The following is a 26,716-nucleotide window of genomic DNA, read 5'->3' as shown; positions in this document are numbered from 1 at the left end:
TCACGGGGCATGGGCCGTCTACCGCATAGGATTGCCTGATCCTCTCAGAGCCACCCGGCCTCCAAACGCAGTCAGAGACCAGAGACCAGAGACCGGAGATCAGGTAGCAGGTCGCAGGGGCAGAAAGCAGGGAGCGCGCATGCTGGAGGAACTCGCCGCGGTCATCACCCGGCACGGCGGCGACATGTGGTCCGACACCGCCGTGCCGCGCCAGCGACTGGTGACGCTGGACAAGGTGGAGGCACCGCTCGACGTGCTCTACGAGCCGATGCTCTGTTTCATCGTCCAGGGCTCCAAGAGCAGTGTCGCGGGCGAGCGGAGCTGGACGACCGGGAGCGGGGAGGTGTTCCTCAACTCGCTGGTCCTGCCGGTCACGGCGACGTTCGAGGAGATGCCGTACCGCTGTGCGGTCCTGCGCCTGGACGGCGGCAGGCTCGCCGAACTCCTCCTGGAACTGGACCCGGAACCGGAACTGGACCCGGAACCGGACGGCACGAAGCACCCCGCCCTTCCCGCCCTTCCCGGTCCGGGCCTGACCGGCCCGGTCACGGCACCGATGACCCCCGAGATCACCGACGCGGTCACCCGCTGGGTGCGGCTGCTCGACACACCGCAGGACATCCGCGCGCTGGCGGGCCGTTTCGAGATGGAGATCCTCTACCGGCTGCTCGGCACCGCACTCGGTCCGACCCTGCGGCACTACACCCTGACCGACTCGCCCGCGGCCAGGATCCGTACGGCGGCCCGGTGGATCTGCGCGCGTTTCGCCGAGCCGCTCACCGTCGAAGAGATCGCGGCGACGGCGCACATGAGCACCGCGAGTCTGCACCGCAACTTCAAGGCGGCCACGGGGATGAGCCCCCTGCGCTTCCAGAAGCACCTCCGCCTCCAGGAGGCCCGCCGGCTCCTCCTCGCCGACGACACCACGGCGGCGCTGGTCGCGGAGAAGGTGGGCTACGTGTCCGCGACCCAGTTCAACCGCGAGTACCGGCGGACGTACGGGCTGCCGCCGGGCCAGCACACGGCACGCCTACGCGACCGCCTGACGGACGCAGGCACCCACCCCGCGTAAGCGGTTCCCCTCCTCCTCTACTTTCCTCCTCACTCGGGATCCCAGTGGGCGAGGAGATGCAGGGCGGCGGAGGTCCGCGCGAATCCTTGGTCGCCGGTCGCCGGTCGCCGGTCGCCGGTCGCCGGTCGCCGGTCGCCGGTCGCCGAGGAGGCGCGCGGTGACGGCGGACTCAGGGAGCCCTCGGGTCCGGGGCGAGCTCCCGCCGGATCCCGCCGAAACCCGCGGCACCCGCGGCATCACAGAACTGCAACCACCGCCCGGCTATTTGCCGCTCTCCGGGCCGTACCACTGGAGAGCCTGGCCGGTCACGGCTGCGATGCAGGCGAAGTCGTGGTCGCGGTGCAGAAGGGTGAGTCCTTGCAGTTCGGCCGTCGCGGCGACGACGAGGTCCACGGCACCTGCACCGCGGTGCTTTCCCTGTTTTGTGAGAGCTTCCTGGACCTGCCAGGCCCGGTCGTAGGCGCGATCGTCGACGGGAACCCAACCGAAGATCAGTCGCATGTCCTCGATGCCGCGCGCTCTGTCGGCAGCCGACCGGGCGCTGTAGAAGAACTCAAGCTCGGTGATCGGGCAGGTGGCGATGAGCCCGGCGGCTGCCGCCTGGTCCCAGCCGTACTGCTCAGCGTCCTCGCGCATGAACCGGGCGAGCGCGCTGGTGTCGATCAGGAACTGGGCCGCGTTCACCGGCGGTAGTTCCCCTTGTTCTCGAACAGCTCCAGATCGAATGCGCCGTCTCCGGCCGCGGTCCGCAGTCGGGTGAGCGCCAGGGCGCGACGCCGACTCTCCAGCACCTCGCGAAGAGCCGTGTTGACGGTCTCCTTCTTGGTGCTCGTCCCGAGGGCTTTGGCCACGTCCGCGACCAGGTCGTCGTCCAGATCGATAACCGTCCGACTCACGAGTGCCTCCCTGATATCAAATATGGGGTGAAGTATATCTCGCAAGGTGCAAACGGTGGCACACTCCGGCACTCCGGCACTCCGGCACTCCGCACTCCGGCACCCGGCCTTGACCGCCAAGTGCTGCTGGGTGCACGGCGGGCGGTCGGACCAGGTGTCGCCGGTGTCTGGCTGGCCATCCATCCGATCGCCGGTCAGTGGGTCGCGGCCGGGGCGTCGCTCCAGACACTTGCTGGGGCGACGTTGGTGCGCCGGCTGACGATCTCCGCCATGTACTTGGGGAGGAGTTCCAGGACCACCTGGAGCGCGGCCAGCGGGTCGTCAGCCTGTCGGCAGGCGTCGGCCAGTTCCTTGGCCGTCTTCGCGATGACCGGCTCCCCGATCGGGGTGATCCGACCGTTCTCGGCGTCGAGGGTGTCCGGAGGAAGTGCGTCAAGGTCGATATCGGTGGTCACGCGATCGCCTCGTTCACGGCCTCATCTGCTGCTTGTTCGTCCACGGGCTGGATCACGAACGCACGGGGACGCGTCAGAAGCGCCGGCAGATGCACGCCGTCCGCTCAGGTCCGAGCCGATCCGATCACTGCAACTGAGACCAAAACTGCGCCCACGCACGAAGAAGGGCCCCACCTCGCGATGGGGCCCTTCGACATCGTGCCCGGTGAGGCACTGGCGGAGGATACGAGATTCGAACTCGTGAGGGGTTGCCCCCAACACGCTTTCCAAGTGTTCGTCTGGGGGGTCGGGAGTGATCATGGGTGTCCTGACCTGCGGCGCAATGGTGCTGAGGGCAGGTGGCGGACAGTGCTGAACAGCGGTGAATGCAACCAGAACTGCAACCACGGGGGTTCAGTTCCTGCTCATGCCCTGCGCCAGGCGCTGAGCAGCTCCTCGGGGCCGTATGCCGCCTGGAGTCCGGAACAGCTGACCCCGTTGCGTGAGACTGCCACAAGCGGTACGGGCTCGTCTGTGATCGCCGCCCGGTGCTTCTGCAGAGCGGCCAGGTCGTGGCTGTCGAACGCGGAATTCTCCAGCCACTTGACCGAGCCGAGGAAGAACAGCTGCTTGGCCACAGGTTGCCTGTCGGCGCCCACCAGGTCGATTTCGACGTCGTTGCTACGGGTCCAGTAACCGCCGACCGCCGGGGTGGCGGGCAGGAGTCCGTCCGGCAGGAGGCGGGCGAGGGATTCCCGCACCAGGGGCTCGATCGCGCGGCCCCGCCAGCTCGTCCACTGCTCCCTGATCCGGCTCAGTGTGAGATCTCCCCGCATCCGCTCGATCTCAGCCATATGCGGATCCAGAAACGCGAGCCAGAACCGCAGGTAGGGGTCTGCCACTCGGTAGCGGCGTTCTTTCGACGGACGCAGGGAGAGGGGCAGTTCGGCTGCCACCACCCGCTTCTCGGTCAGGACGTCCGTTGCCCGGGTAAGCGTGGTGTGGGCGATGCCTCCGGCGGCGCGCGCGATGTTGGTGAAGGTCCGTTCTCCGGCTCCGATGGCCCGTAGGACTTCCCTGCTCATCGCCTGCGGTGGGAACTCCGCGGCCAGTGAACGTTCGGCGGAGACCAGCAGCGCCGAGATCGGGTTGTCGAGCGAGTCACGGAGGAACTCCCAGGCGTCCGCTCCGGCCCGCCACTCCGCACAGATCAGCGGAAGACCGCCCGTGATCAGGGCGGCGTCGAAGGCGACCGCCGGCGACAGGTCGAGCATCTCGCCGATGTCGGCCGGGTTCAGCGGCCCCACGACCATTTCCCGTCCCCGCTGATGGAAGGGGCGGTCGTAGCTGTTCAGCGCCTCCATCATCGACAGGTCGGATCCGACCAGGAGGAGGAGCACGGGCTTGCGGCTGAGCAGCCGGTCCCAGGCCCGTTGCAACATCCCCTCGAACGCGTCGATTCGGTCCATGAGATACGGAACCTCATCGATGACGACCACGCTCGGGCTGTCGTCGGGCAGGACCTCCGCAAGCAGCCTGAATGCCGCATTCCACTGCTCCGGGGCCTCCTCCGAGAACAGTCCCCGCTCCGGGAGGGTGGATCTGGCGACGGCGTCGAGCAGTTCCGTCAGCTCGTCGTCCGCCGTGCCGCCCGCAGCGGTGAAGAACAGGTACGGCGTCTCCGTGCGCCGGAGGAATTCCTCGACGAGGCTGGACTTGCCGACCCGCCGCCGTCCGCGCATGAGGATGCACTGGCCTGGTTTCGCCGACCCGGCGGCATCATGAACCGCCTGCAAGGCGTTGCCGAGCACGTTCAGCTCGCGGTCCCGCCCGATGAAGCGACGCACGGCAAGCCTCCCGCAGGCGATGGTCTCGACGGAGATACTATCTCTATCGATACCATCTTCCCTTTCATTCGGGCATGACGCTCATGACGCTGTGGATGCGGGAGAGGGTGAAAACGCGCTCAGAGTCCCGCAGGTGACACCAGGCTTCGAGGTAGGGCGGGTCGAGCATGAGTCGGCTCAGGGTGCGCACGGTCTGGCTGCCCGAGGTGGCGACGTACTCGACGGTGATGGCCTGACCGGCATCGATGGCATGGGCGAGCTGGCGGACATCGCTGTACGGCAGGAGCTTCGCGCACCCTGCGACGATCTCCTCGGTGTCCGTGGCGAAGGGCGCTCCTCCGTCGAACGGCGCGGGTTCGGGCGTCGTGAGCGGGGCGGCCAGCAGTTGGGTCGCCAAGGTGTTCAGGTCGATGGCGGCGGGTGCCTTCGCCGCGCGCGTGGCAGCGATTCGGCGGCTGTTCCTCGCGTCGGCGCCGCGTGAAGTCGGAACGGGAGCGGCGGTCCGCTGAGGTCGGGCTTTTTCGATGCGCACCGTGCCCTCGGCCGTTTCGGCGACAGGGGCGTATCCCTCGGCCCGGAGCGCGGCGAGGGTCGTGTCGATCGGGCTGCGGCTGACCAGCACCGTCGGCGCCAGTTGTCGCAGTCCGAGCTTGACAAGCCTTCGATGGACAGCGAGTTCTGCCAGGAGCGCCGGCTCGTCGCCGTGCAGGACGCAGGCCGCGGGGGCGATGCGCACGCGCCCGTGGCCGCGTGCGGTGTCGGTGATCAGGTACGACAGCGGTTGTGGCAGGGGGCCGGCGGCGACAGCCGCCAGGTCGGCTGTGATGTCGTCGGGGAGACCGCCGGCGTCCAGGGCCCGGCGGATGCTGCCGACGCTGAACCGCCACACCGATGCCGTGCCGCTGGTCTCCCGGTCGGCGACGGAGTCCAGGATCGCGGCCAGCCGCGCGGACGGTGTGCCGGTCACGACGGCGGTCAGGTCGGCGCCGATCCGGGCTGTCGCGGCGGCCGGGGGCAGCAGCCGCCGACACACGGCACTCAGTCCTTGCACGTCGTCGGTCCACAGGTGGGCGCCGAGGGGGGAAAGGGCGCCGCGAGCGAGTACGCCGAGGAGCTCGGCCTCGCGGATCACGGTGGCGAACGGTGTTCCGTCCCGGGGTGATGAGTCGGCGAGTGGTCGGTGCCATGCGATCAGGGGTCCCAGATCCGAGCCGACCCTCGGGCCCTGCCCTGCTGGGAACTGCGCGGCTGCGGCCAACAGCCCGTGGCGGGCTTGTACGCAGCCGTTGCAAGGCGGTGCTCCGGCGAGCGCGGGAAGCGCCTTGTTGTCCTCGTCGCGCGCTGTGGTGGGGGTGAGCGGCAGGTTCCGCCATGCCTGAAGCAGTACGGAGAACTGCTCCGGGGGTTCCTGTTCCGCCCAGGCGTCGTACGCCTCGGTGGGTACAACGCGATCGCCGTCCCGGCCCAGGAGCCCGGCAGCGTACGCGGTTTCGAGAGCAAGGCGTACGACGGCGTCGTCGGCCTGGGCGGCCTTGCCGATCCGGGCCAGTTCACGGGCACCGATCCCGCCGGACTTCAGCCGGGCCGGGGCAGTCGCGGAACAGGCCGACAGGACCGAGGCGGCTCGGGAAGCGAACGCCGTGGTTGCGGCTGACGCCTCGCGTTCCACCTCCACCGGGGTGACAGACGCCCATCGCGCGGAAGGCGGTACGGGAGCGAACGGCGCGTGCCAGCCGGGCCCACGCAGCACGAGCGCCACCTCGGCGGGCATACGGGCGGGACCGTAGCGGTGGCGGTCCTCGATCAGCAATCCACGTTCCCTTGCCCATCGGGTGCCCGGGTCGAGGCCGGGGCCGGGATGCCCGAACATGATGAACTGCGGCTCCGGCTTGGTCAGTGCCCGGCGTTCAAGCAGCTTCCGGGCATCCGCGGGAGCCTTGGCGACCACTGAGGCGATCTGCTCGGGGGCGCTGTGGTGTTCCACCAGGGCGACCAGTCGCGCCGCCTTGCTGCCGGGCGGCTTGACGCCCAGTGCCACCAGCATGCCGCGCAGCTCGTCGGAGGCCGCGCCCGCGAGCAGTTGCTCCAGCGGAGCATCCAGCCCCAGGGGCGCGTCCCATGCCTGCCGCAGCGGCCCGGCCATGCGGAGCTGCCCTGCGCTGTCCGGCCAGACCAGAGCGTGATCGGCCAGCACCTCCAGTACGGCGTCCAGTTCGCGAGCGGTTGCGTCGTCCGCTGTTTCCAGCAGCGCGGCCAGGGCGTCGCGCGACGCGGGCGCTCCCAACGCCGCCAGCGCCTCGGCCGCCTGGAGGTGCGGCAGCGCGAGCCGCGGCAGGACCAGTGCCACCGACCCTGGGCGCTGCAGACGGTCCGCCAGTTCCCCCAGCGAGCGCGGCTCCGGAAGGGCCACGGCGTCCTTCCGCGTCCCGAGCACGCGAGCCAGACGAGAGCCGTCGAGGCTGGCCAGCCATGTCGCCAGCGTTGATCGGGACTTCATCGGGGGCACCCCTCACACCTCGTCGGACCAGGGAGCTTCGTAGCGGGCCGGAGCCCCGCGACCTGCTTCAAGGATGGCGTATCCCGTGATCCGAGGGTGCCGTACGAGGGCAGGTTCCCCCCTGGCGGGCGCCGGCGGCCTGCGGCCCGCCTCAATTGCGGCGCGAGAGGCTCAATCGCATGACGAGATATCCGAAATGGATACTTATAAACGCAACCAAAACTGCAACCACGCACGTCGAAGGGCCCCGCTGCGAACAGCGGGGCCCTTCGAGTCGTGCCCGGTGAGGCACTGGCGGAGGATACGAGATTCGAACTCGTGAGGGGTTGCCCCCAACACGCTTTCCAAGCGTGCGCCCTAGGCCACTAGGCGAATCCTCCGCGGCAAACAATACAAGACGTTGAGCCGTGCTCGCGAACTCGTTCCCCCCGCTCGGATCGGGTACTGTGTGCGCAGCCCCTCACGTGGCGCTATCTGACTGAACTCCCCCAGGGCCGGAAGGCAGCAAGGGTAGGTTGGCTCTGGCGGGTGCGTGGGGGGCGCTTGCGTTTGCGGGCGGACCTCGGGGCTGATCCGGGCGCCTGGGCCCGGGGGTTCGGGCCGGTGTCGGTGGGGCCGGCCGGGCAGCAGACGGTGGGCGTTCCCCGTTGTCAGTGGGCGCCTATAACCTCGTATGTGTGTCGTCCCTCGCGCTGTACCGCCGTTATCGCCCGGAGTCGTTCGCCGAGGTCATCGGGCAGGAGCATGTCACCGACCCGTTGCAGCAGGCGCTGCGGAACAACCGGGTCAATCACGCGTACCTGTTCAGTGGGCCGCGCGGCTGCGGGAAGACGACCAGTGCGCGCATCCTCGCGCGGTGTCTGAACTGCGAGCAGGGGCCCACTCCCACACCGTGCGGTGAGTGCCAGTCCTGCCGGGACCTCGCGCGCAACGGGCCCGGCTCCATCGACGTCATCGAGATCGACGCCGCCTCGCACGGTGGTGTGGACGACGCCCGTGACCTGCGCGAGAAGGCCTTCTTCGGGCCCGCCAGCAGCCGGTACAAGATCTACATCATCGACGAGGCCCACATGGTCACGTCGGCCGGGTTCAACGCGCTACTGAAGGTCGTCGAGGAGCCTCCGGAGCACCTCAAGTTCATCTTCGCCACCACCGAGCCCGAGAAGGTCATCGGGACGATCCGGTCGCGTACGCATCACTATCCGTTCCGGCTGGTTCCCCCCGGGACCCTGCGGGAGTACCTCGGCGAGGTCTGCGGACGCGAGGGCATGCCCGTCGAGGACGGGGTGCTGCCGCTCGTCGTGCGAGCCGGCGCCGGATCCGTGCGTGACTCCATGTCCGTCATGGACCAGCTCCTCGCGGGGGCCCGGGACAACGGTGTGACGTACGCCATGGCCACCTCCCTCCTCGGTTATACGGACGGCTCGTTGCTCGACTCCGTGGTCGAGGCCTTCGCCGCGGGCGACGGTGCCGCGGCCTTCGAGGTCGTCGACCGGGTCATCGAGGGCGGCAACGACCCCCGGCGGTTCGTCGCCGACCTGCTGGAGCGGCTGCGGGACCTCGTGATCCTGGCGGCCGTGCCGGACGCCGGCGAGAAGGGGCTCATCGACGCCCCCGTGGACGTGATGGAGCGGATGACGGCCCAGGCCGGTGTCTTCGGCGCCGCCGAGCTGAGCCGCGCCGCCGACCTGGTCAACGCCGGTCTGACGGAGATGCGGGGCGCCACCTCGCCCCGCCTCCAGCTCGAACTCATCTGCGCGCGCGTGCTGCTGCCCACCGCCTACGGGGACGAGCGGTCAGTCATGGCCCGGCTCGACCGGATCGAGCGCGGTGTGAACTTCAGCGGGGGAGTGCCAGGGGGAGGGGTAGGGCCAGGCGGAGGGGTTGGGATCGGCGGGCCCGCCGTTGGTTACGTGCCTGGGGCCGATGCCCATCCGGGAGCCCATGCAGGGCACGGGGGGCAACCTGGGCATGTGGGGGTGCAGGGCGGGCCCGCCGCTGCCCGCGCCGCCGTGCGGGGAGGGGGCGGAGGAGGAGCGGGGCAAGGGGGTGGAGTTCTTGGTTCCGGTTCGGGTTCGGGTTCGGGTTCTGGTTCTGGTTCCGGGCTCGGTTCCGGTAGCGATGTAGGGCCTGGGCCCGGGGTCGGGCCCGCGCAGGTCCCGCCTGCGCCCGCTACCGCTTACGCGCCTTCGCCCGCTCCCGCGGAGTCTGCGGGCAGTCCCAGTCCCAGTCCCAGTCCCAGTCCTAGTGCCAGTCCCGCTCCCGTTGCCGAGCAGCCGGTCGCCCCTGCCGCCGGTGGTGCGCCCGGTGCCTGGCCCGCCGCCACCGCCGTGGGCAGTGGGCGGCGTCCGGGCGGCTGGCCGACCACGGCAGCCGCGGGCGGGGGGCAGCCCCCGTCCGCCGCGTCCGGGCCTCCTCAGGCCCCTGCCTCCGCCGTCGCCCCCTCGCAGGGGAGTGCGGGTCCCGCCGCGTTCTCCGCCGCTCCGAGCGGTGGGCCCGACCCCCGCACTCTCTGGCCGAACATCCTGGAGGCGGTGAAGAACCGGCGCCGTTTCACCTGGATCCTGCTCAGTCAGAACGCCCAGGTAACCGGTTTCGACGGCACCACCCTCCAGATCGGCTTCGTCAACGTCGGCGCGCGGGACAACTTCGCGAGCAGCGGCAGCGAGGAGGTGCTGCGGCAGGCGCTGTCCGAACTGTTCAACGTGCAGTGGAAGATCGAGGCGGTCATCGATCCGTCCGGCGGCTCGGCGCCGCCACCCGCACCCGGTGGCAGCTTCGGCGGCGGCTTCGGTGGTGGCGGGGGTTACGGCGGCGGTAGCGGTGGTGGCGGAGGCTACTCGTCCGGTGGCGGTGCCGCTCAGGGGCAGGGTGCGCCCCGCCCTGCCCCGCAGCAGCCCGCCGCCCCGGCTCAAACTCCGGCGCCCGGACCGTCCTCCTCGGCGTCCCAGGGGCGGCCGGCGTCCGCCCCCGGCGGCGCGTCCTCGTCCGCGCCCGCTCACCAGCCCCCGCCCCGCCCAGCCGCCCAGGAGCCCCCTCCCATCTCACCGGAGGACGACACCCCGGAGGATGACGATCCCGACCTCGACGAGTCGGCGCTGTCCGGTCACGAACTGATCGTCCGGGAGCTGGGAGCGACGGTGCTGGACGAGTTCTCGAACGAGTAGCCGGCCAGTCGGCCTACTGTCAGTCGGTCTGCTGCCAGCCGGTCTGCTGCCAATCGGCCCCCGCGGGCCCACGACCCCTCCGCCGCAAACCGCCCCAAGAGCCCCATCCCCACCCCACCCATCCCCACTCCCATCCTTACTCCCGTCCGAAGTGTCCGCCCCCTCCGCCAGGGCCCCGAGCGAGGGCCCGCGCCAAACCCCGCCGGCCAGGCGCCCCGCTAGGCTGACCCCCGTGAAGGTCCTAGTAATTGGCGGCGGTGCCCGCGAACACGCCCTGTGCCGTTCCCTCTCCCTCGACCCCGACGTCACCGCGCTGTACTGCGCCCCGGGCAACGCCGGGATCGCCGACGTGGCCGAGCTGCACGAGGTCGACGCCCTCGACGGCAAGGCCGTGGCCACGCTGGCCACGGATCTCGGCGCCGGGCTGGTGATCGTCGGCCCGGAGGCGCCCCTCGTGGCCGGGGTCGCCGACGCCGTGCGCGAGGCGGGCATCCCGGTGTTCGGCCCCTCGCAGGAGGCTGCCCAGCTGGAGGGCTCCAAGGCCTTCGCGAAGGACGTCATGGCGGGTGCGGGCGTCCCCACCGCCCGCTCGTACGTGTGCACGACCCCCGCCGAGGTGGACGAGGCACTGGACGCCTTCGGTGCCCCGTACGTCGTCAAGGACGACGGGCTCGCGGCCGGCAAGGGCGTCGTCGTGACCGACGACCTCGCAGCCGCCGCCGCCCACGCCAACGCCTGCGACCGCGTCGTCATCGAGGAGTTCCTCGACGGCCCCGAGGTCTCCCTCTTCGCGATCACCGACGGCGTCACCGTCGTCCCGCTGCAGCCTGCCCAGGACTTCAAGCGCGCCCTCGACGGCGACCAGGGCCCGAACACCGGCGGCATGGGCGCGTACTCGCCCCTCCCGTGGGCTGATCCGAAGCTGGTCGAGGAGGTCATGCAGACCGTTCTGCAGCCGACCGTCGACGAGCTGCGCCGCCGCGGCACCCCGTTCTCCGGGCTGTTGTACGCGGGGCTCGCGATCACCTCGCGCGGCGTGCGGGTCATCGAGTTCAACGCCCGGTTCGGCGACCCCGAGACCCAGGTCGTCCTCGCCCGCCTGAAGACGCCGCTCTCCGGCATCCTCCTCGCGGCCGCGAACGGCACCCTCGCCGACCTCGAACCGCTGCGCTGGAGCGACGACGCGGCCGTCACCGTGGTCATCGCCTCGCACAACTACCCCGGTACCCCGCGTACCGGCGACCCGATCGAGGGCCTCGCCGAGGTGGCCGCCGAGGACGCCCCGCACGCGTACGTCCTGCACGCCGGTACGAAGCGCGACGGCGACACCGTCCTCAGCGCGGGCGGCCGGGTCCTCTCGGTCACGGCGAGCGGCAAGGACCTCACCCAGGCCCGCACCCGCGCGTACAGGGCGGTCGAACGGATCCGCCTCGACGGCTCCCAGCACCGTACGGACATCGCGGCGAAGGTCGCGGAAGCCGCCGCGGAGTAGGCGAGCGGGTTACGTAACCCACGGCCGTGTAACCCACGGCCGTGTAAGCCCCGGCTACGTGACCCTAGGTAATGGGCTTTCACCTGCACCGTTACGAACCATGACGCACCCCCCGCGCGTCCCCCATGCGTCCCCCGCGCGTCCCCGCCCAGCACGCGCGGGCGTACGCGCCCAGCACCGCCCCCGCACCCTCGGGCCCCGGATCCGGCACAGGATCCGGGGCCCTTCCGTCAGCCACCTTTAGCCAAAGCCATTCCATCGAGTGACCGATCCCCCATCCGGCTGACGACGGCCGGGGCCCCAACTATGGTGCGGCGCAAAGCGCTCCGGCACTTGGCCCATCGGCATTGCGATGTCAGTCACGGGTGCCACAGTGGGGGAGTGAGCAACACCATGGACGTCCGCCGGCGGTGGCTGGGTATGCACACGCCGGGCGGGCAGTAGGGGGTGACACCGGTCGTGTCCGGTATGGGAGTGGAGTTGGGTGCGCACACCGCGCGCTCACGGGCTCTCGCCGTGCTGCGCATCCGCAGCAGGGCGCTGGCCCTCGCCCTGCTGCCCGCGGCCGTCGCCGTCGTCCTGCTCGTCGGCGGGTCGACCGGGCACATCGACGGCCCCGGCTGGGGCGTGGTGCGCGCGGTCGTGACGGGGTTCGCCGTCCTCGTGCTGCTCTGCGCGGTGGGTGTCGCGCTGCTCGTCGCCCGGTCGCGGCCCGCCATGAGCCCCACGGTCCCGGTCGCCGAGGAGTCGGCGCCGGATCTGTACCGCATGGTGCGGGATCTGGCCGACCGCCTCGAAGTGCCCGCGCCCTCCGCGATAGCGCTCACCCCGGACTGCGACAGCTGGCTGGAGGACCGGACCCACCCGGCCCACACCGCGCCCCGCCATGAGTCCGCGGACGAGGAGGAGGAAAAGGACGAGGACAGGGGGAAGGACAAGGACAAGATGGAGGGCGGCCGAGGACTCGGCGGCCCCGCACACCGGCGTACGCCCGCCGCGCCCGTCCTCGTCATCGGCTCCCCCTTCCTGTGGTGGATGCGGGTCGGCGAGCTGCGGGCCGTGCTCGCCCCGGTCGTCGCGGGTACGGGACCTTCGGCGCACCCCGACATAGCCGCGGCCCGGCGCTTCGTACGAGGCCTCGACGCCGCCGTGGCGGTCGCGTCGGCGTCCACGCGCGGACCGCTGACCCGCCCGGTGCTCGGCGTGGCCGGCTGGGTGGCCAGGATCATGCTGCGCGGCTGCCGCGTGCACGCGGCGGAGATGGAACGGGGCGTGGCGACCGCGGCGGCGGAGCGTGCGCAGACCGTGGACTACGGGCTGCGGATCGTCGCCCAGGAGCAGGTGGGGCTGGCGTACGCGGGCTGGGACCGGCTGCTGACCAGGGTCGCGCTGCCGGCCTGGCGCATGGGGCGGTGGCCGTCGCGGCTCGACGCGGGTGTCGTCGCGGCGCTCACCGAGCTGTCACGGCGTGACCGGCTGGCCGAGGGCTTCACCTCCCGGCTCGGCGAGCGCCCCGCCTGCGATCTCCTGGAGGAGCCGGGCGCGATCGACGAGGCGACGTCCCTGTTGGCGGCGCGCCTCTTCCACGGCGGCCCCGCCGAGACCGGACCCGACTGGGCCCCGGTCGACTGGGCGGAGTACCCGGACGAGGTCGTCGACCGCAAGTGGCGTACGGACGCGGCGCGGCTCCATCGCGTACTGGACGGGCTCGGCGTGAGCCGTACCGCGGGGGCGGGGGCGTCGGAGCCGGAGGGCCCGACGCTGGACCGCGTCATGGCCCACCTGACGTCCTTCACGTCCCAGTCCTCGTCCCCGTCCTCGTCCCCGTCCCCGTCTCCGCACGCGCCTCCGCCCCCGGAGGACGAGCAGCGCGCCACCGAGGCCGCGGCCTCGGCCACGGACAGCGGCGCGACGGCGTACGAGGCCGACGCCGGGCCGGAGAGCGACGAGGACGGCGGTCCGGCGACCGAGCGGAGCGCGGAGCTCGCGGCGGTGCTGAGCGCCGAGCTGGCTCGCGAGGAGGCCGCGACGAGCGCCGGGCCGACGGCGTCCCCGGGGTCCTCGGCGGCCTCCGCGGGACAGGGCGGTCCCGACCTGGCGCTCTGGGACGACGGCACGTTGCCGCTCTTCCCCCTGCAACCGCCGCGGACGGGGCGCGAGTTGCTCAGCGACCATGTGACGGCGATGGTCTGCTGCGCGGCGATGGACACGGCCGGCGCGATGCCGGGGCTCGACTGGCTGGACGGCCCGTCGCTCCTCGTCAACGGCGAGCGCTCCGCGGACCTGGGCCCCCGCGTCCTCAGCCTCATCGAGGAGGGCGACCCGGCCCCCCTGCGCGCCTGGCTCCTGAACTTGGGAGTACGCCCAGAAAAACCAGTAAGACTGGTCTGACCCCGCCCCCGGCTCCCCCGGCTCACCCGGGCCCACCCAGGGGCGCGAGGAACCGCGCACTCGCCACCCCAACCACCCGCACGCCGCAAGGCACCCCCCAACTCCCGGCACCCCGCACGCCGCAACGCGCCCACCCCCGTAAGTAATTCGCGACGAACCGTAACGGCACGCATGCGTAATGTGATGTGCTGGGCTCACCCGTGCACGGGGGCACGTGTGGGCAAGGACGTACGAGGGAGGGAACGTCACATGGGGACCGAGCAGATCCGCCGATGGGAGTCGGGAGCGCTGGCGCACGCGGTCACGGACCCCTTCGGCCTGGGCCCCGTCCCCTGGCTGCGCGGCAGCGAGCAGTACTTCGACGACACGGGCCACGTGGTCCCCTGGTACGTCGACCCCACCCCGCCCCCCGGCGCGACGACCACCCGCGACCGCTACCGGAGCTCCGGACCGCGCGTCCCCACCCCCCGCGCCAACGACGGAGGCCCCCGTTCCGCCGACGACGTCCACCGGCAGGTGAAGGGGTTCGCCTCCACCGGCGCGGTAGCCCCCGGCGAGGCCCTCGACTTCCACATCACCGTGGACCCCCCGCAGCAGTTCAGCGTGGACATCTACCGCATCGGCCACTACGGCGGCGACGGCGCCAGCAAGATCACCACCAGCCCGCGCCTCGCCGGCATCGTCCAGCCGGCCCCGCTCACCGCGGACCGCACGGTCTCCTGCCACCACTGGTGGCTCTCCTGGCGGCTGCAGGTCCCGTCGTACTGGAGCATCGGCGCGTACGTCGCCGTCCTCACCACCGACGACGGGTACCGCTCCCACATCCCGTTCACGGTCCGCGACGACCACCCCGCCGACCTGCTGCTCGTGCTGCCGGACATCACCTGGCAGGCGTACAACCTCTACCCGGAGGACGGGCACACGGGCGCGAGTCTCTACCACGCGTGGGACGAGGACGGCCGGCTGCTCGGCGAGGCCGACGCCGCGACGACGGTCTCCTTCGACCGCCCGTACGCGGGCGCGGGCCTGCCCCTGCACGTGGGCCACGCCTACGACTTCATCCGCTGGGCCGAGCGCTACGGCTACGACCTCGCCTACGCCGACGCCCGCGACCTGCACGCCGGCCGCGTCGACCCCACGCGCTACCGAGGCCTGGTCTTCCCGGGCCACGACGAGTACTGGTCGACGACCATGCGCCGCACCGTGGACGTCGCCCGCGAGCAGGGCACCTCGCTCGTCTTCCTCTCCGCCAACACCATGTACTGGCAGGTGGACCTGGCGCCCTCGCCGTCCGGCACCCCCGACCGGCTGCTCACCTGCCTGAAGCGCCGCGGACCCGGCAGGCCCGCGCTGTGGCGGGAGATCGACCGCCCGGAGCAGGAGCTTCTGGGGATCCAGTACGCGGGCCGGGTCCCCGAGGCCCACCCCCTCGTCGTCCGCAACGCCGACCACTGGCTGTGGGAGGCGACCGGCGCCCATGAGGGCGACGAGCTGGAGGGCATGGTCGCGGGCGAGGCCGACCGCTACTTCCCCCGGGTCGCGCTCCCCGAGCACCAGGGCCGCATCCTCCTCTCCCACTCCCCGTACCGGGACACGGAGGGGACGATCCGCCACCAGGAGACGTCCCTGTACCGCGCGCACTCCGGTGCCCTCGTCTTCGCGGCCGGCACCTTCGCCTGGTCCCCGGCCCTGGACCGGCCGGGGCACACCGACGCCCGGGTCCAGCGCGCCACGGCCAACCTCCTGGACCGCATCTGCAAACGCGACTGAAGCGCGACTGAAGCGCGACTGAGACGCGACTGAGGCCGCCGCCCCGCGTGCCGCACAGCCCCCTGGCCGAGGCGGCGCCTCCCATACGGGAGAATCGAGCCATTCAGCCAGAACCACGCGGAGGAACCGTGTCCGGATTCGTCGAAAAGCCCGAGCCTGTCGAGGTTCCGGGTCTGGTGCACCTGCACACCGGCAAGGTGCGCGACCTGTACCGGAACGAGGCGGGCGACCTCGTGATGGTCGCCAGCGACCGCATCTCCGCGTTCGACTGGGTGCTGCCCACGGAAATCCCCGACAAGGGCCGCGTCCTGACGCAGCTCTCGCTCTGGTGGTTCGACCAGCTCGCCGACCTGATGCCGAACCACGTCCTCGGCACCGAACCGCCGGCCGGTGCTCCCGCCGCGTGGCAGGGCCGCACCCTGGTCTGCAAGTCCCTGGAGATGGTCCCGGTCGAGTGCGTCGCCCGCGGCTATCTCACCGGCTCCGGGCTCGTCGAGTACAACGAGACCCGTACGGTCTGCGGCCTCGCGCTGCCGCACGGGCTGAGCGACGGCTCGGAGCTGCCCGCCCCGATCTTCACCCCGGCGACCAAGGCCGCCGTCGGCGAGCACGACGAGAACGTCTCGTACGAGGAGGTCGCCCGGCAGGTCGGCACGGAGACCGCGGCCCAGCTGCGGCAGGCGACGCTCGCCGTCTACGGCCGCGGCCGTGACATCGCGCGCGAGCGCGGCATCCTCCTCGCGGACACGAAGTTCGAGTTCGGCTTCGACGGCGGGACGCTGGTCGTCGCCGACGAGGTGCTGACCCCGGACTCGTCCCGCTTCTGGCCCGCCGACCAGTGGGAGCCGGGCCGCGCGCAGCCCTCGTTCGACAAGCAGTACGTGCGCGACTGGCTGACCTCGGCGGAGTCCGGCTGGGACCGCAAGAGCGAGCAGCCGCCCCCGGCCCTGCCCCAGCAGGTCGTGGACGCGACCCGCGCCAAGTACGTGGAGGCGTACGAGCGGTTGACGGGCACGCCCTGGACCTGAGCGGCCCGCGGCCCCATGGAGCCGCGGTGAACGCGGAAACCCCCGGTCGACGACCGGGGGTTTCCGCTTTCTTCTTCACTTGAGCGGACGACCAGGTTCGAACTGGCGACCTCAACCTTGGCAAGGTTGCGCTCTACCAACTGAGCTACGTCCGCGCCGCGCCGTGGCTTCACCGGGTGGCTCTCACCGTGGCGCGAGAGCAACTATACCCAACCTCGCTCGCGCGCGAGACGCACCGCCGAGTGACGGTTCTCGGCTCCGAGTTTGGACACGGCCGACGACAGATAGTTCCGCACGGTCCCCTGCGAGAGCGCGGCCCGTTCCGCGATCTCTGCGACGGGCGCCCCGTCGGAGGCCAGCTCCAGCACCTCGGCCTCACGCGCGGTGAGCGGCGAATCCCCGGCGGAGATCGCGTCGGCGGCCAACTCGGGGTCGACATAGCGGTTTCCCGCGTGGATCGTACGGATGATCTCCGCGAGCCGTTGTGCGCTCACGGTCTTCGGGACGAAACCGCGCACACCCGCCGCCAGCGCCCGCTTGAGATGCCCGGGGCGCCCGTGGCTCGTCACGATGAGCACACGGCAGGCGGGCAGTTCGGTCCGCAGCGATGTGGCCACCCTCACACCGTCGGCCCCGGGCATCTGCAGATCCAGTACCGCCACATCGGGTTCGTGCGCCATCGCCATCGCCAGCGCCTCGGGCCCGCCGGCCGCCTCCGCCACCACCAGCAGATCGTCCTCAAGACCCAGCAGCGCGGCGAGCGCCCCCCGGATGAGGTGCTCGTCGTCGGCGAGCAGCAGCCGGATGGGTCGTACGGATGTCATGGGGTGACCTCTTCACTCACTGAACTCACTGAGCGCGAAACGGCGGAGGCGGAGGCTGAGTCGGCGGGTGCGGTGGACGCGGGTGCGTCGGAGGCGGACGGCGGCAGGGGCACCTCGGCGACGACCCGGAAGAGACCGCCGTCGACGGGTCCCGCCCACAGCGTCCCGGCCACCGCGGCGAGCCGCTCCCGCAGCCCGGCTAGCCCGGATCCGCCGGTCCTTCCGCCGCGCGCACCCGGCCCCTCGGCCGCCCCCTGCGCGGCGGTCCGCTCCACGCCGTCGTTCTCGACCGTGAGGACCACGTGGTGGCCCGCGGGTTCCAGCGTCACGCGGCACCGCCGGGCGTCGCCGTGCCGCAGTACGTTCGTGGTGGCCTCCCGTACGACCCAGCCGAGCGCCGACTGGACCGCAGGAGGCAGCCCGGTCGCGGAGCCGGTCACCGAGCAGTCGACCCCGGCCGCGGTCAACACGCCCTGTGCGCCGTGGAGTTCGGCACCGAGGTCGGCCTCGCGGTAGCCCCGTACGACCTCGCGGACCTCGCGCTGCGACTCGCGGGCGATCCGCTGCACCTCGATCATCTGGTCCACGGCCTCGGGGCGTTCGCGGCGGGAGAGCTGGACGGCGAGCTCGCTCTTCAGGGCGATGACCGCGAGGTTGCGGCCCATCACGTCGTGCAGGTCGCGGCCGAAGCGCAGCCGTTCCTCGGCGACGGCGAGCCGGGTCCGGGTCTCGCGGGCCGCGTCCAGCTCGTACACGGCGTCCAGCAGCCAGACGGAGAAGACGGAGGTGAAGGAGAGGCCGCCGCCGCCGAGCAGGACCGCGAACGCCGTTCCCAGCGCGGCACGCCCGTCGAGGCCCAGCGCGAACGCCATGACGCCCGTATACGCGGCGAAGCCTGTCACGATCCCCAGGACGCGCAGCCGGCCGCGTACCCCGAGGGCGATGGTGCCGGCCCCGAAGGCCAGCACGCCCACGCAGAGCGGGACCATCGTCGACACCAGGTCCTTGCCGCCCGGCCCGTGCTTCACGAGGCTGATCGCGGCGGTTCCCAGCAGCGCGGAGACCACGCCGAGCACGATGAGCAGGCGTACGGGCTGTGCACGGGTGCCGCGCGTCCAGTCGAGCGACCTGGACGCGGTCACCCCGCACAGCACGGCGTGGGCGCACAGCGGCAGGACCAGCCCGACGGCGAGACCGTTGCCCACCCGACCGAAGACCGGCAGCCCGATCGCGGTGAACTCCACCAGCGGAAAGAAGTGGAAGGACCAGCGGGTGTACGTCTCGACCTTCGCCAGCGTGCTCTTCCCGCGCCACCAGCGCCCAGGCCTGCGCATCCCCGTACTCCCGATTCCCATGCCCGACCGTCCCTGTCCCCGTCCGCGTTCCAGTCAGCGCCTCGGTTCCCAGCGGAACCACTTGTGTACAGCAAACACCGCGAGAACGGTCCAGGCCAGCGCGGTCGCGAGCGCGCCCAGGGCGTCGTACGCGGAGAGGTTGCCGGCCCAGCCGCCGCGGATCAGGGTGATCACCGGGGACAACGGCAGCAGTTCGCAAAGGGAGGCGAGCCGGTCGGGCATGACCTCGAAGGGTACGACGGTGCCGGAGCCCACCATCGACACGAGCAGCAGCGGCATCGCGGCGACCTGGGCGCCCTCCACGCTCCTGCTGAAGCTGGCGGTGACCGCCGCGAGCGCCGGCCACATCATGAGCCCCAGCAGCAGTCCCAGGACGGCGAGGAGAGGCGCTTCGGGCGTTCCCACGTCCATGAGCGCCGCGCAGGCGGCCGTCAGCACCAGGCACTGCACGAGGCCTATGAGGACCGAGGGCACCGCGGCGCCCATGAGGATCTCGGCGTCCCGCAGCTCCCCGGTGCGCAGCCGCTTGAGGACGAGTTCCTCGCGGCGGGCCGCGTAGACGCTCACCAGCGAGCTGTAGACGGCGAAGAGCAGGGAGAAGCCGACGGCGGAGGGCAGGATGACCGTGCCCACCGAGAGGCCGGCCCCCTTCAGGTCCATGTCATCGGTCGCCGAGCGAAGGCTGAGCGGCAGGACCAGCGGCACGAAGACCGCCGCGAAGAAGGTGGCCCTGCTGCGGGCGAGGAGGGTGAGTTCCGCCCTGGCGAGGGAGGTCATCCGGCCGACCGCGGTCACGGTCGATGCCGGGCCGGCGGTCCTGGTCACGGTGTCCGCGCTCATGCCACGTGCTCCTTCTCGGAGGGCTGAGACTGCCCTGCCTGGCCCGTCAGGCCTGCCTGTTCCGTCTGGGCCTCCTGGTCCTCCTGGTCCGAGACGTGCCGCGCGATGCGCAGGAACGCCTCCTCCAGGGACCCCGACCGGATGTCGAGCCCCCGCAGCTCGACACCGGTCCGCTCGGCCCACGTCAGCAGCCCGGTGGCGGCCCGCTGCAGCTCGTTCGTACGCAGCCGGATCACGCGTCCGAAGACCTCGTGCCCGGTGACGCCGAGGGAGTCGAGCGGCGGCAGATCGCCGGGGAAGTAGCCGGCGGGCAGTTCGAACGACATCCGCGACGGCTGCGAGGCGGTCACCTCGGCCGGGGTGCCGGAGACCGCGATCCGTCCGGCGTGCAGGATCGCGAGCCGGTCCGCGAGCCCTTCCGCCTCCTCCAGGTAGTGGGTGGTGAGCAGCACGGTCGTGCCCTGGGCGCGCAGTTCGCGCACCAACTCCCAGGTCTCCTGGCGCCCTTCGGCGTCGAGGCCGGTGGTCGGCTCGTCCAGGAAGAGCACCTCGGGCCGTCCGAGCAGCGCGAGTGCCAGGTCCAGGCGGCGCTTCTCGCCGCCGGACAGCTGCTTCACGCGTACGCCGGCCCGGCGGGTGAGGCCGACCAGTGACAGCGCCTCGCTCTCGGGCCGGGCTCCGCTCGTGCAGCCGGCCCACATCCGTACGGTCTCCGCGACGGTCAGCTCGGAGGGGAAGCCGCCCTCCTGGAGCATGAGGCCGATACGCGGCCGGACGGCGGAACGTTCGCTGTACGGGTCGTGGCCGAGGACGCGCACCTGGCCGCCGGCCGGCTTGGCGAGGCCCTCGATGAGTTCGACGGTGGAGGTCTTGCCCGCGCCGTTGGTGCCGAGCAGTGCGAAGAGTTCGCCCCGGGCGACTTCGAAGGAGACCCCTCGGACCGCCTCGAACCCTCCCCCGTAGACGCGTCGGAGATCAGTGACCTCGATCACGGGCTCATTCGTATTCATGACTCAAGCGTCCCGGCCGACGGCGGGGTTCGGCAGTGCGCGCTGTCACCGCCGCACATGACAAATGTCAGGGGTGCGAACGTGCCCGCACATGAAAGAGACCCCGGTCATATGACCGGGGTCTCTTTCATGGAGCGGACGACCAGGTTCGAACTGGCGACCTCAACCTTGGCAAGGTTGCGCTCTACCAACTGAGCTACGTCCGCATTGCCTCCGACCGGCTTTCACCGATCGGCGCGAGCATCAGCCTACCTGATCGTAAGAACGACCGGACCGGCGATGCAGAGCGGGTGACAGGAATTGCACACTGCGCCTTCCCCCTGGAAGGGGGATGTTCTGCTACTGAACTACACCCGCGTGACTCCGGTGAGCCGGGCCTTTCGGCCTTGCCCCTCGGCGTGCTCCGAACTCTAGCCGATTGCCGGGGGTAGAACGCAAGTCGACTACCCCCAGGCCCGCATGACCCCCGACAACCACACCCACGCAGGGGCGCGCGGAGCGACGAGCTCAACCCCTACGGACCCGCTCCCATCGACCGACATCCACCCCCACCCACCCAGGGGCGCGGGGAACGGCGCGCTCAACCCCGACGAACCCGCCACCGACGACCGACATCACCCTCACCCACCCGGGGGCGCGGGGAACGGCGCACAAGCGCAGCCGCACACGGCACACGCACACGCACCCGCAGGAGCCCGACCCCCGAGCGGCCGAGCTCCCCGCCTCCCCCGGCAGGCAACCGCCCCGCGGGGAACCGCCCCGCGGGGAACCGCCCCGCGGGGAACCGCCCCGCAGGGAACCACCCCGCAGGGAACCGCCCCGCCCCTACTGCGCAGCGGTAAAAGCCTCATACACCCGCTTGGGAATCCGCCCCCGCGCAGGCACCTCCAGCTTGTTGGACTGCGCCCACGCGCGAACCGCCGCCGGATCGGGCGCCACCGCCGTCTGCCGGTACGCCTTCCCGGACCGCGACCGCTTCCGCCCCGCCTCCACGTACGGCTCCAGCGCCCTGCGCAACTGCTCGGCATTGGCCGGATTCAGGTCGATCTCGTACGACTTGCCGTCCAGACCGAAGGCGATCGTTTCCGCCGCTTCCGAGCCGTCGATGTCGTCGGAGAGAGTCACTACGACACGCTGCGCCACGAATATCGGTCCCTTCGTGCGGCACCTATCCGGTGACACGCGTTGACGTGCCGAGATGCCGACTGTCCGACTGCTTTTATGGGTGATTGGGCAAAGTATCGGCTATTGCCAATTCATTTGTACAGTGCCCGGCAATGCAATGTGAAGCTCGACTAAATCTCTTGGCGTGTCTCCAGGCAATAGGGACCGGGTCCCGATCCTGGATCTTTCCCAGGATTTTTCGTGAAGGCAGCCCGACGATAGGTTCTCGATGCGGAATCGTGATGACCGTCACGTAGATTCCTACGAATCTACCCGCGTAGAAATTTTGTACGGGTAGTCTGAAGGAACTTGCTCAGCACCACACACCGGGAGTGCCAGTGGCACGCGTCGTAGTCGACGTCATGCTCAAGCCGGAGATCCTCGACCCCCAGGGCCAGGCGGTGCAGCGTGCACTGCCGCGCCTCGGTTTCGAAGGCATCTCCGATGTCCGTCAGGGAAAGCGATTCGAACTGGAAGTGGACGGACCGGTGGACGACGCCGCGCTCGCCCGCATCCACGAACTCGCCGAATCCTTCCTCGCCAACACCGTGATCGAGGACTTCACCGTCAAGGTCGAGGAAGTCGCGGAGGCCGGAAAGTGACCGCTCGTATTGGCGTCGTCACTTTCCCCGGAAGCCTCGACGACCGGGACACCCAGCGCGCGATCAAGCTCGCCGGCGCCGAACCCGTCGCTCTCTGGCACAAGGACAAGGACCTCAAGCAGGTCGACGCCGTTGTCCTGCCGGGTGGTTTCTCGTACGGCGACTATCTGCGCGCCGGTGCGATCTCGCGGTTCTCACCGGTCATGGCGACGGTGATTGAGCAGGCGAAGTCGGGAATGCCGGTGCTCGGCATCTGCAACGGCTTCCAGATCCTCACCGAGGCCCATCTCCTCCCCGGCGGGATGCTCGGCAACGACCACCTCCACTTCATCTGCCGCGACCAGAAGTTGAAGGTGGAGAACGCGGAAACCGCCTGGACCCTGGACTACGAGTCCGGCCAGGAGATCAACATCCCGCTGAAGAACATGGACGGGCGGTACGTCGCCGACGAGCGCACCCTCGACATGCTGGAGGCGGAGGGCCGCGTCGTCTTCCGTTACGTGGTCGGCGGCGAGTTCGCCGACGGTTTCGGCAACCCCAACGGCTCGCTGCGGGACATCGCCGGCATCTCGAACGAGGCGGGCAACGTCGTCGGTCTGATGCCGCATCCGGAGCACGCTGTCGAACCCCTCGTCGGGTCCGGCCGCACCGACGGCCTCCCCTTCTTCACCTCGATCCTCAAGAAGCTGGTCAACGCATGAGCCGGACGCCTCTGGACACGGTCGAGCACGCGGCCGGGACCCCCGACGTCGAGCTGCCCTGGGCCGAACTCGGCATGAAGAAGGACGAGTACGAGCGGGTCGTGGAGATCCTCGGCCGCCGTCCGACCGGCGCCGAGCTCGCCATGTACTCGGTCATGTGGTCCGAGCACTGCAGCTACAAGTCCTCGAAGGTGCACCTGCGCCAGTTCGGCGAGAAGGCCCCCCAGTCGGACGCCCTCCTCGTCGGCATCGGCGAGAACGCGGGCGTCGTCGACGTCGGCCAGGGCTACGCGGTCACCTTCAAGGTCGAGTCGCACAACCACCCGTCGTACGTCGAGCCCTACCAGGGCGCGGCCACCGGCGTCGGCGGCATCGTGCGCGACATCATCGCGATGGGCGCGCGTCCGGTCGCGGTCGTCGACCCGCTGCGCTTCGGTGCGGCGGACCACCCCGACACCAAGCGCGTACTCCCCGGCGTCGTCGCGGGCATCGGCGGCTACGGCAACTGCCTGGGCCTGCCCAACATCGGCGGCGAGGTCGTCTTCGACGCCTGCTACCAGGGCAACCCGCTGGTCAACGCCGGTGCCATCGGCGTCATGCGGCACGAGGACATCCACCTCGCGAAGGCGTCCGGCTCGGGCAACAAGGTCATCCTGTACGGGGCCCGCACGGGCGGCGACGGCATCGGCGGCGCCTCCATCCTGGCGAGCGAGACCTTCGACGACGCCAAGCCCTCGAAGCGCCCCGCGGTCCAGGTCGGCGACCCCTTCCAGGAGAAGCTCCTCATCGAGTGCACCCTGGAGGCCTTCGCCGAGAAGCTGGTCGTCGGCATCCAGGACCTCGGCGCGGCGGGCCTGTCCTGCGCGACGAGCGAGCTGGCGTCGAACGGCTCCGGCGGCATGCGCGTCACCCTGGACGACGTACCGCTGCGCGACTCCACGCTCTCTCCCGAGGAAATCCTCATGAGCGAGTCGCAGGAACGCATGTGCGCGGTCGTCGAGCCGTCGAAGGTCGACCGCTTCCTGGAGATCTGCGACAAGTGGGACGTCATCGCCACGGTGATCGGTGAGGTCACCGACGGCGACCGCCTGGAGATCTTCTGGCACGGCGGCAAGATCGTCGACGTCGACCCGCGCACGGTCGCGCACGACGGCCCGGTCTACGAGCGTCCGTACGCGCGTCCGCACTGGCAGGACGCGCTGCAGGCGGACGACGCGAACAAGCTGCCGCGGCCCGCCACGTCCGAGGAGCTGAAGCAGCAGGTCCTCCAGCTGGTCTCCTCGCCGAACCAGGCCTCCAAGTCCTGGATCACCTCCCAGTACGACCACTTCGTGCAGGGCAACACGGTGCTGGCGCAGCCCGAGGACTCGGGCATGATCCGCATCGACGCGGAGTCCGGGCTCGGGGTGGCCATCGCCACGGACGGCAACGGCCGGTTCGCGAAGCTGGACCCGTACACGGGGGCGCAGCTCGCGCTCGCCGAGGCGTACCGCAATGTCGCGACGACCGGTGCCAAGCCGCTCGCCGTCTCCGACTGCCTGAACTTCGGTTCGCCCGAGGACCCGGCGGTCATGTGGCAGTTCGCGGAGGCCATCCGCGGACTGGCCGACGGCTGCCTGCAGTTGGGTACGCCGGTGACCGGGGGCAACGTCTCGCTCTACAACCAGACGGGCGAGGCGGCGATCCACCCGACGCCGGTGGTCGCGGTCCTGGGCGTCATCGACGACGTGGCCCGGCGCACACCGGTCGCCTACCGGGAAGAGGGGCAGCTCCTCTACCTCCTCGGCGACACGCGTGAGGAGTTCGGCGGGTCGGCCTGGTCGCAGGTCGTCCACGACCACCTCGGCGGGCTGCCCCCGGCCGTGGACCTGGAGCGGGAGCGCCTGCTCGGCGAGATCCTGATCTCCGCGTCCCGTGACGGCATGATCGACTCCGCGCACGATCTGTCCGACGGGGGTCTGATCCAGGCCGTGGTCGAGTCGGCGCTGCTCGGTGACAAGGGGGCGCGGCTCGTCGTGCCCGACGGGCTGGACGCGTTCACGTTCCTGTTCTCCGAGTCCGCGGGGCGTGCGGTTGTCGCGATCCCGCGGTCGGAGGAGCTGCGCTTCACGGACATGTGCGGTGCGCGGGGGCTGCCGGCCACGCGCGTCGGTGTCGTGGACGGGGACGCGGTGGAGGTGCAGGGGGAGTTCACCCTGCCGCTGTCCGAGCTGCGGGCGGCGCACACGGCAACGATCCCGAACCTGTTCGCGTAGCGCCACGCGTCCCGGCCCCTCCGAGGGGCCGGGACGCGCGTCCCGCCCCCTCCGGGGCGGGTCTGCGCAGTTCCCCGCGCCCCTGAGGCGGGAGGGTGGCTGGGCTGGGTTTGCGTCCTGCGGCGGGTGGGTGGCTATTGCGCAGTTCCCCGCGCCCCTAGGGTCTGTCTGACAATTCCCGTCTGCCGCGCGACGCCATGCACGCACTCTCGCCGCACCGGGCGCAGAGCCAAGTACGTCCAGTACGAGGCTCTACGCCCGGCACACCGAGAGCACGCACCTGACGCCGCGCAGCCGCCCTACGGGCGACGACGGGAATTGTCAGACAGACCCTAGGGCGGGTGGGTGGCTGGGCCCGTGTTCGGCTTGCGGCGGGGCCCCGTGCCCCTGAGGGGCGCCGGTGGGCACGGTTGTGCCGAGTGAGTCCGGCCAGCCCTTGCCGCCTTCAGGGGCGCGGGGAACTGCGCACCCACGCCCCCACCGCGTCGCCGTCGCAAGGTCACCGCCCCCATAAACTCCCCCCATGCCCCCGGCCAAGAAGCGTCCCCGTGTCTACGACCCGGCCAAGACCCGCGCCGCGGTTCTCGCGCAGTTCGGGAACGTGCGGGCCGCCGTGCGCACCCTCACCCCCGCACAGCTCGCCGCACCCGCCGGCCTCGGTGACTGGACCGTTCGCGAGCTGGCCGCGCACCTGACCATGGCGCTGGAGGCCGTGAGCCGGGGCCTGGACGGGCCGGCGCCCACCGGCCCCGCGCTCGCCCTGCTCGACTGGCCGTCCACCACGGCCCCCCGCGCGGGCGAGGTCGACGAGGACGTACACGCGCTGGCCACCGCCCACCCGGACCTCGACGCGCTGTACGAGCGCACGGAAGCCCGCTTCACCGAGCGACTGACGCACGCCCCCGACAGCCGGATGCTGACCACCCGCGTGGGAGCGATGACCCTCGCCGACCACCTCGTCACCCGCACCGTGGAGCTGGCCGTCCACACCGACGACCTCAACGCGGCGGTCCCGGCGCTCGACATCCCGTACGACCGCCACGCCCTCGCCACCTGTACCCGCCTCCTCGCCGACGCCCTCGCCGCGAAGGCGCCCGGCGCCTCCACGGAGGTGCGCGTACCGCCGTACGCCGTCGTGCAGTGCGTGGCGGGCCCGCGCCACACCCGCGGCACCCCGCCCAACGTCGTGGAGACGGACCCGCTCACCTGGATCCGCCTCGCCACGGGCCGGACGGGGTGGCGGGCCGCCCTCGACGACGCGAAGGTCCGCGCGAGCGGAGAGCGCGCCGACCTGGGCGCACTGCTCCCCCTCATGAGCTGAACCCGACGGCCGCCCCGAGAACGCCCGTTGCCACCCGTTGCGCGCCCGTT

The 26,716-nt window shown here is 71.0% G+C and carries 20 protein-coding genes, 4 tRNA genes and 1 other RNA gene; 11 read left to right on the top strand and 14 right to left on the bottom strand.

Annotated elements, in window-relative coordinates:
- Nucleotides 1-139 precede the first annotated feature (139 nt).
- The gene (locus K3769_RS21650; RefSeq protein ID WP_267028035.1) at nt 140-1,072 is read left to right on the top strand and encodes an AraC family transcriptional regulator; all 933 of its coding nucleotides are present in this window, start codon (nt 140-142) and stop codon (nt 1,070-1,072) included.
- A 261-nt stretch (nt 1,073-1,333) separates the two neighbouring features.
- Here the strand turns inward: K3769_RS21650 and K3769_RS21645 are convergent, their stop codons facing one another.
- The 6 genes from K3769_RS21645 to K3769_RS21620 all read right to left on the bottom strand — a co-directional run bounded on the left by K3769_RS21645 (nt 1,334) and on the right by K3769_RS21620 (nt 7,126).
- Nucleotides 1,334-1,756 carry a PIN domain nuclease gene (locus K3769_RS21645; protein ID WP_267028034.1) on the bottom strand — a complete coding sequence of 141 codons (423 nt, stop codon included), beginning with the start codon at nt 1,754-1,756 and terminating at the stop codon, nt 1,334-1,336.
- Nucleotides 1,753-1,968, bottom strand: a complete 216-nt coding sequence (locus tag K3769_RS21640) for a type II toxin-antitoxin system VapB family antitoxin (protein WP_267028033.1) — start codon at nt 1,966-1,968, stop codon at nt 1,753-1,755. The genes K3769_RS21645 and K3769_RS21640 overlap by 4 nt, the downstream gene beginning before the upstream one ends.
- Before the next feature lie 194 nt (nt 1,969-2,162).
- Nucleotides 2,163-2,423, bottom strand: a complete 261-nt coding sequence (locus K3769_RS21635) for a hypothetical protein (RefSeq protein WP_267028032.1) — start codon at nt 2,421-2,423, stop codon at nt 2,163-2,165.
- A gap of 404 nt (nt 2,424-2,827) precedes the next feature.
- Nucleotides 2,828-4,249 (bottom strand): ATP-binding protein, encoded by a 1,422-nt coding sequence (locus tag K3769_RS21630; RefSeq protein ID WP_267028031.1) that lies wholly within the window; start codon nt 4,247-4,249, stop codon nt 2,828-2,830.
- A 64-nt stretch (nt 4,250-4,313) separates the two neighbouring features.
- On the bottom strand, nt 4,314-6,746 hold the full coding sequence (locus tag K3769_RS21625; RefSeq protein WP_267028030.1) for a helicase C-terminal domain-containing protein: 2,433 nt from the start codon (nt 6,744-6,746) through the stop codon (nt 4,314-4,316).
- A 292-nt stretch (nt 6,747-7,038) separates the two neighbouring features.
- Nucleotides 7,039-7,126: transfer RNA gene (locus K3769_RS21620), tRNA-Ser, on the bottom strand.
- Nucleotides 7,127-7,197: 71 nt separating this feature from the next.
- Between K3769_RS21620 and ffs the strand changes: the two genes are divergently transcribed.
- From ffs to K3769_RS21590, 6 genes are all read left to right on the top strand, one after another.
- An RNA gene (ffs, locus tag K3769_RS21615) (signal recognition particle sRNA small type) lies at nt 7,198-7,296 on the top strand.
- Between the two features lie 127 nt (nt 7,297-7,423).
- Nucleotides 7,424-9,913, top strand: coding sequence for a DNA polymerase III subunit gamma and tau (locus K3769_RS21610; protein ID WP_267028029.1), 2,490 nt, complete (start codon nt 7,424-7,426; stop codon nt 9,911-9,913).
- Between the two features lie 232 nt (nt 9,914-10,145).
- Nucleotides 10,146-11,405: a phosphoribosylamine--glycine ligase gene (gene purD, locus K3769_RS21605; protein WP_267028028.1), complete on the top strand. Its 1,260-nt coding sequence runs from the start codon at nt 10,146-10,148 to the stop codon at nt 11,403-11,405.
- 468 nt (nt 11,406-11,873) lie between these two features.
- Nucleotides 11,874-13,796 carry a hypothetical protein gene (locus K3769_RS21600; protein ID WP_282566906.1) on the top strand — a complete coding sequence of 641 codons (1,923 nt, stop codon included), beginning with the start codon at nt 11,874-11,876 and terminating at the stop codon, nt 13,794-13,796.
- 249 nt (nt 13,797-14,045) lie between these two features.
- On the top strand, nt 14,046-15,566 hold the full coding sequence (locus K3769_RS21595; protein ID WP_267028026.1) for a N,N-dimethylformamidase beta subunit family domain-containing protein: 1,521 nt from the start codon (nt 14,046-14,048) through the stop codon (nt 15,564-15,566).
- 128 nt (nt 15,567-15,694) lie between these two features.
- The gene (locus K3769_RS21590) at nt 15,695-16,594 is read left to right on the top strand and encodes a phosphoribosylaminoimidazolesuccinocarboxamide synthase (RefSeq protein ID WP_267028025.1); all 900 of its coding nucleotides are present in this window, start codon (nt 15,695-15,697) and stop codon (nt 16,592-16,594) included.
- 82 nt (nt 16,595-16,676) lie between these two features.
- On the opposite strand, the gene K3769_RS21585 is transcribed toward K3769_RS21590, so the two are convergent.
- The 8 genes from K3769_RS21585 to K3769_RS21550 all read right to left on the bottom strand — a co-directional run bounded on the left by K3769_RS21585 (nt 16,677) and on the right by K3769_RS21550 (nt 21,766).
- Nucleotides 16,677-16,749 (bottom strand) — tRNA-Gly (locus K3769_RS21585).
- A 48-nt stretch (nt 16,750-16,797) separates the two neighbouring features.
- A complete protein-coding gene (locus K3769_RS21580; protein ID WP_267028024.1) occupies nt 16,798-17,418 on the bottom strand; it encodes a response regulator transcription factor in 621 nt (206 codons plus the stop codon).
- Nucleotides 17,415-18,752 carry a sensor histidine kinase gene (locus tag K3769_RS21575; RefSeq protein ID WP_267028023.1) on the bottom strand — a complete coding sequence of 446 codons (1,338 nt, stop codon included), beginning with the start codon at nt 18,750-18,752 and terminating at the stop codon, nt 17,415-17,417. Before K3769_RS21575 ends, K3769_RS21580 begins: the two co-directional genes overlap by 4 nt.
- Before the next feature lie 54 nt (nt 18,753-18,806).
- On the bottom strand, nt 18,807-19,613 hold the full coding sequence (locus tag K3769_RS21570) for an ABC transporter permease (protein WP_267028022.1): 807 nt from the start codon (nt 19,611-19,613) through the stop codon (nt 18,807-18,809).
- A complete protein-coding gene (locus K3769_RS21565; RefSeq protein WP_267028021.1) occupies nt 19,610-20,623 on the bottom strand; it encodes an ABC transporter ATP-binding protein in 1,014 nt (337 codons plus the stop codon). The genes K3769_RS21570 and K3769_RS21565 overlap by 4 nt, the downstream gene beginning before the upstream one ends.
- Before the next feature lie 130 nt (nt 20,624-20,753).
- Nucleotides 20,754-20,829: transfer RNA gene (locus tag K3769_RS21560), tRNA-Gly, on the bottom strand.
- Nucleotides 20,830-20,908: 79 nt separating this feature from the next.
- A tRNA-Gly gene (locus tag K3769_RS21555) sits at nt 20,909-20,980 on the bottom strand.
- Between the two features lie 468 nt (nt 20,981-21,448).
- Nucleotides 21,449-21,766, bottom strand: a complete 318-nt coding sequence (locus K3769_RS21550) for a histone-like nucleoid-structuring protein Lsr2 (protein WP_267028020.1) — start codon at nt 21,764-21,766, stop codon at nt 21,449-21,451.
- Nucleotides 21,767-22,125: 359 nt separating this feature from the next.
- Between K3769_RS21550 and purS the strand changes: the two genes are divergently transcribed.
- The 4 genes from purS to K3769_RS21530 all read left to right on the top strand — a co-directional run bounded on the left by purS (nt 22,126) and on the right by K3769_RS21530 (nt 26,666).
- On the top strand, nt 22,126-22,389 hold the full coding sequence (gene purS, locus K3769_RS21545) for a phosphoribosylformylglycinamidine synthase subunit PurS (protein ID WP_009313473.1): 264 nt from the start codon (nt 22,126-22,128) through the stop codon (nt 22,387-22,389).
- A complete protein-coding gene (gene purQ / locus K3769_RS21540; RefSeq protein WP_267028019.1) occupies nt 22,386-23,090 on the top strand; it encodes a phosphoribosylformylglycinamidine synthase subunit PurQ in 705 nt (234 codons plus the stop codon). The genes purS and purQ overlap by 4 nt, the downstream gene beginning before the upstream one ends.
- Nucleotides 23,087-25,345, top strand: a complete 2,259-nt coding sequence (purL, locus tag K3769_RS21535; RefSeq protein WP_267028018.1) for a phosphoribosylformylglycinamidine synthase subunit PurL — start codon at nt 23,087-23,089, stop codon at nt 25,343-25,345. Before purQ ends, purL begins: the two co-directional genes overlap by 4 nt.
- 523 nt (nt 25,346-25,868) lie before the next feature.
- Nucleotides 25,869-26,666: a maleylpyruvate isomerase family mycothiol-dependent enzyme gene (locus K3769_RS21530; protein WP_267028017.1), complete on the top strand. Its 798-nt coding sequence runs from the start codon at nt 25,869-25,871 to the stop codon at nt 26,664-26,666.
- Nucleotides 26,667-26,716: the final 50 nt, after the last annotated feature.

This window comes from Streptomyces ortus (assembly GCF_026341275.1).
In the GTDB taxonomy this organism is placed as follows: domain Bacteria; phylum Actinomycetota; class Actinomycetes; order Streptomycetales; family Streptomycetaceae; genus Streptomyces; species Streptomyces ortus.
The sequence above is the reverse complement of the archived record's forward strand: the minus strand, read 5'-3'. Positions and strand labels throughout refer to the sequence as shown.

Coding starts and splice junctions, on each gene's coding strand:
- K3769_RS21650 (WP_267028035.1), top strand. CDS start 140: ATGCTGGAGGAACTCGCCGCGGTCATCACCCGGCACGGCGGCGACATG.
- K3769_RS21625 (WP_267028030.1), bottom strand. CDS start 6,746: ATGAAGTCCCGATCAACGCTGGCGACATGGCTGGCCAGCCTCGACGGC.
- K3769_RS21600 (WP_282566906.1), top strand. CDS start 11,874: ATGGGAGTGGAGTTGGGTGCGCACACCGCGCGCTCACGGGCTCTCGCC.
- K3769_RS21595 (WP_267028026.1), top strand. CDS start 14,046: ATGGGGACCGAGCAGATCCGCCGATGGGAGTCGGGAGCGCTGGCGCAC.
- K3769_RS21580 (WP_267028024.1), bottom strand. CDS start 17,418: ATGACATCCGTACGACCCATCCGGCTGCTGCTCGCCGACGACGAGCAC.
- K3769_RS21575 (WP_267028023.1), bottom strand. CDS start 18,752: ATGCGCAGGCCTGGGCGCTGGTGGCGCGGGAAGAGCACGCTGGCGAAG.
- K3769_RS21570 (WP_267028022.1), bottom strand. CDS start 19,613: ATGAGCGCGGACACCGTGACCAGGACCGCCGGCCCGGCATCGACCGTG.
- K3769_RS21565 (WP_267028021.1), bottom strand. CDS start 20,623: ATGAATACGAATGAGCCCGTGATCGAGGTCACTGATCTCCGACGCGTC.
- purL (WP_267028018.1), top strand. CDS start 23,087: ATGAGCCGGACGCCTCTGGACACGGTCGAGCACGCGGCCGGGACCCCC.
- K3769_RS21530 (WP_267028017.1), top strand. CDS start 25,869: ATGCCCCCGGCCAAGAAGCGTCCCCGTGTCTACGACCCGGCCAAGACC.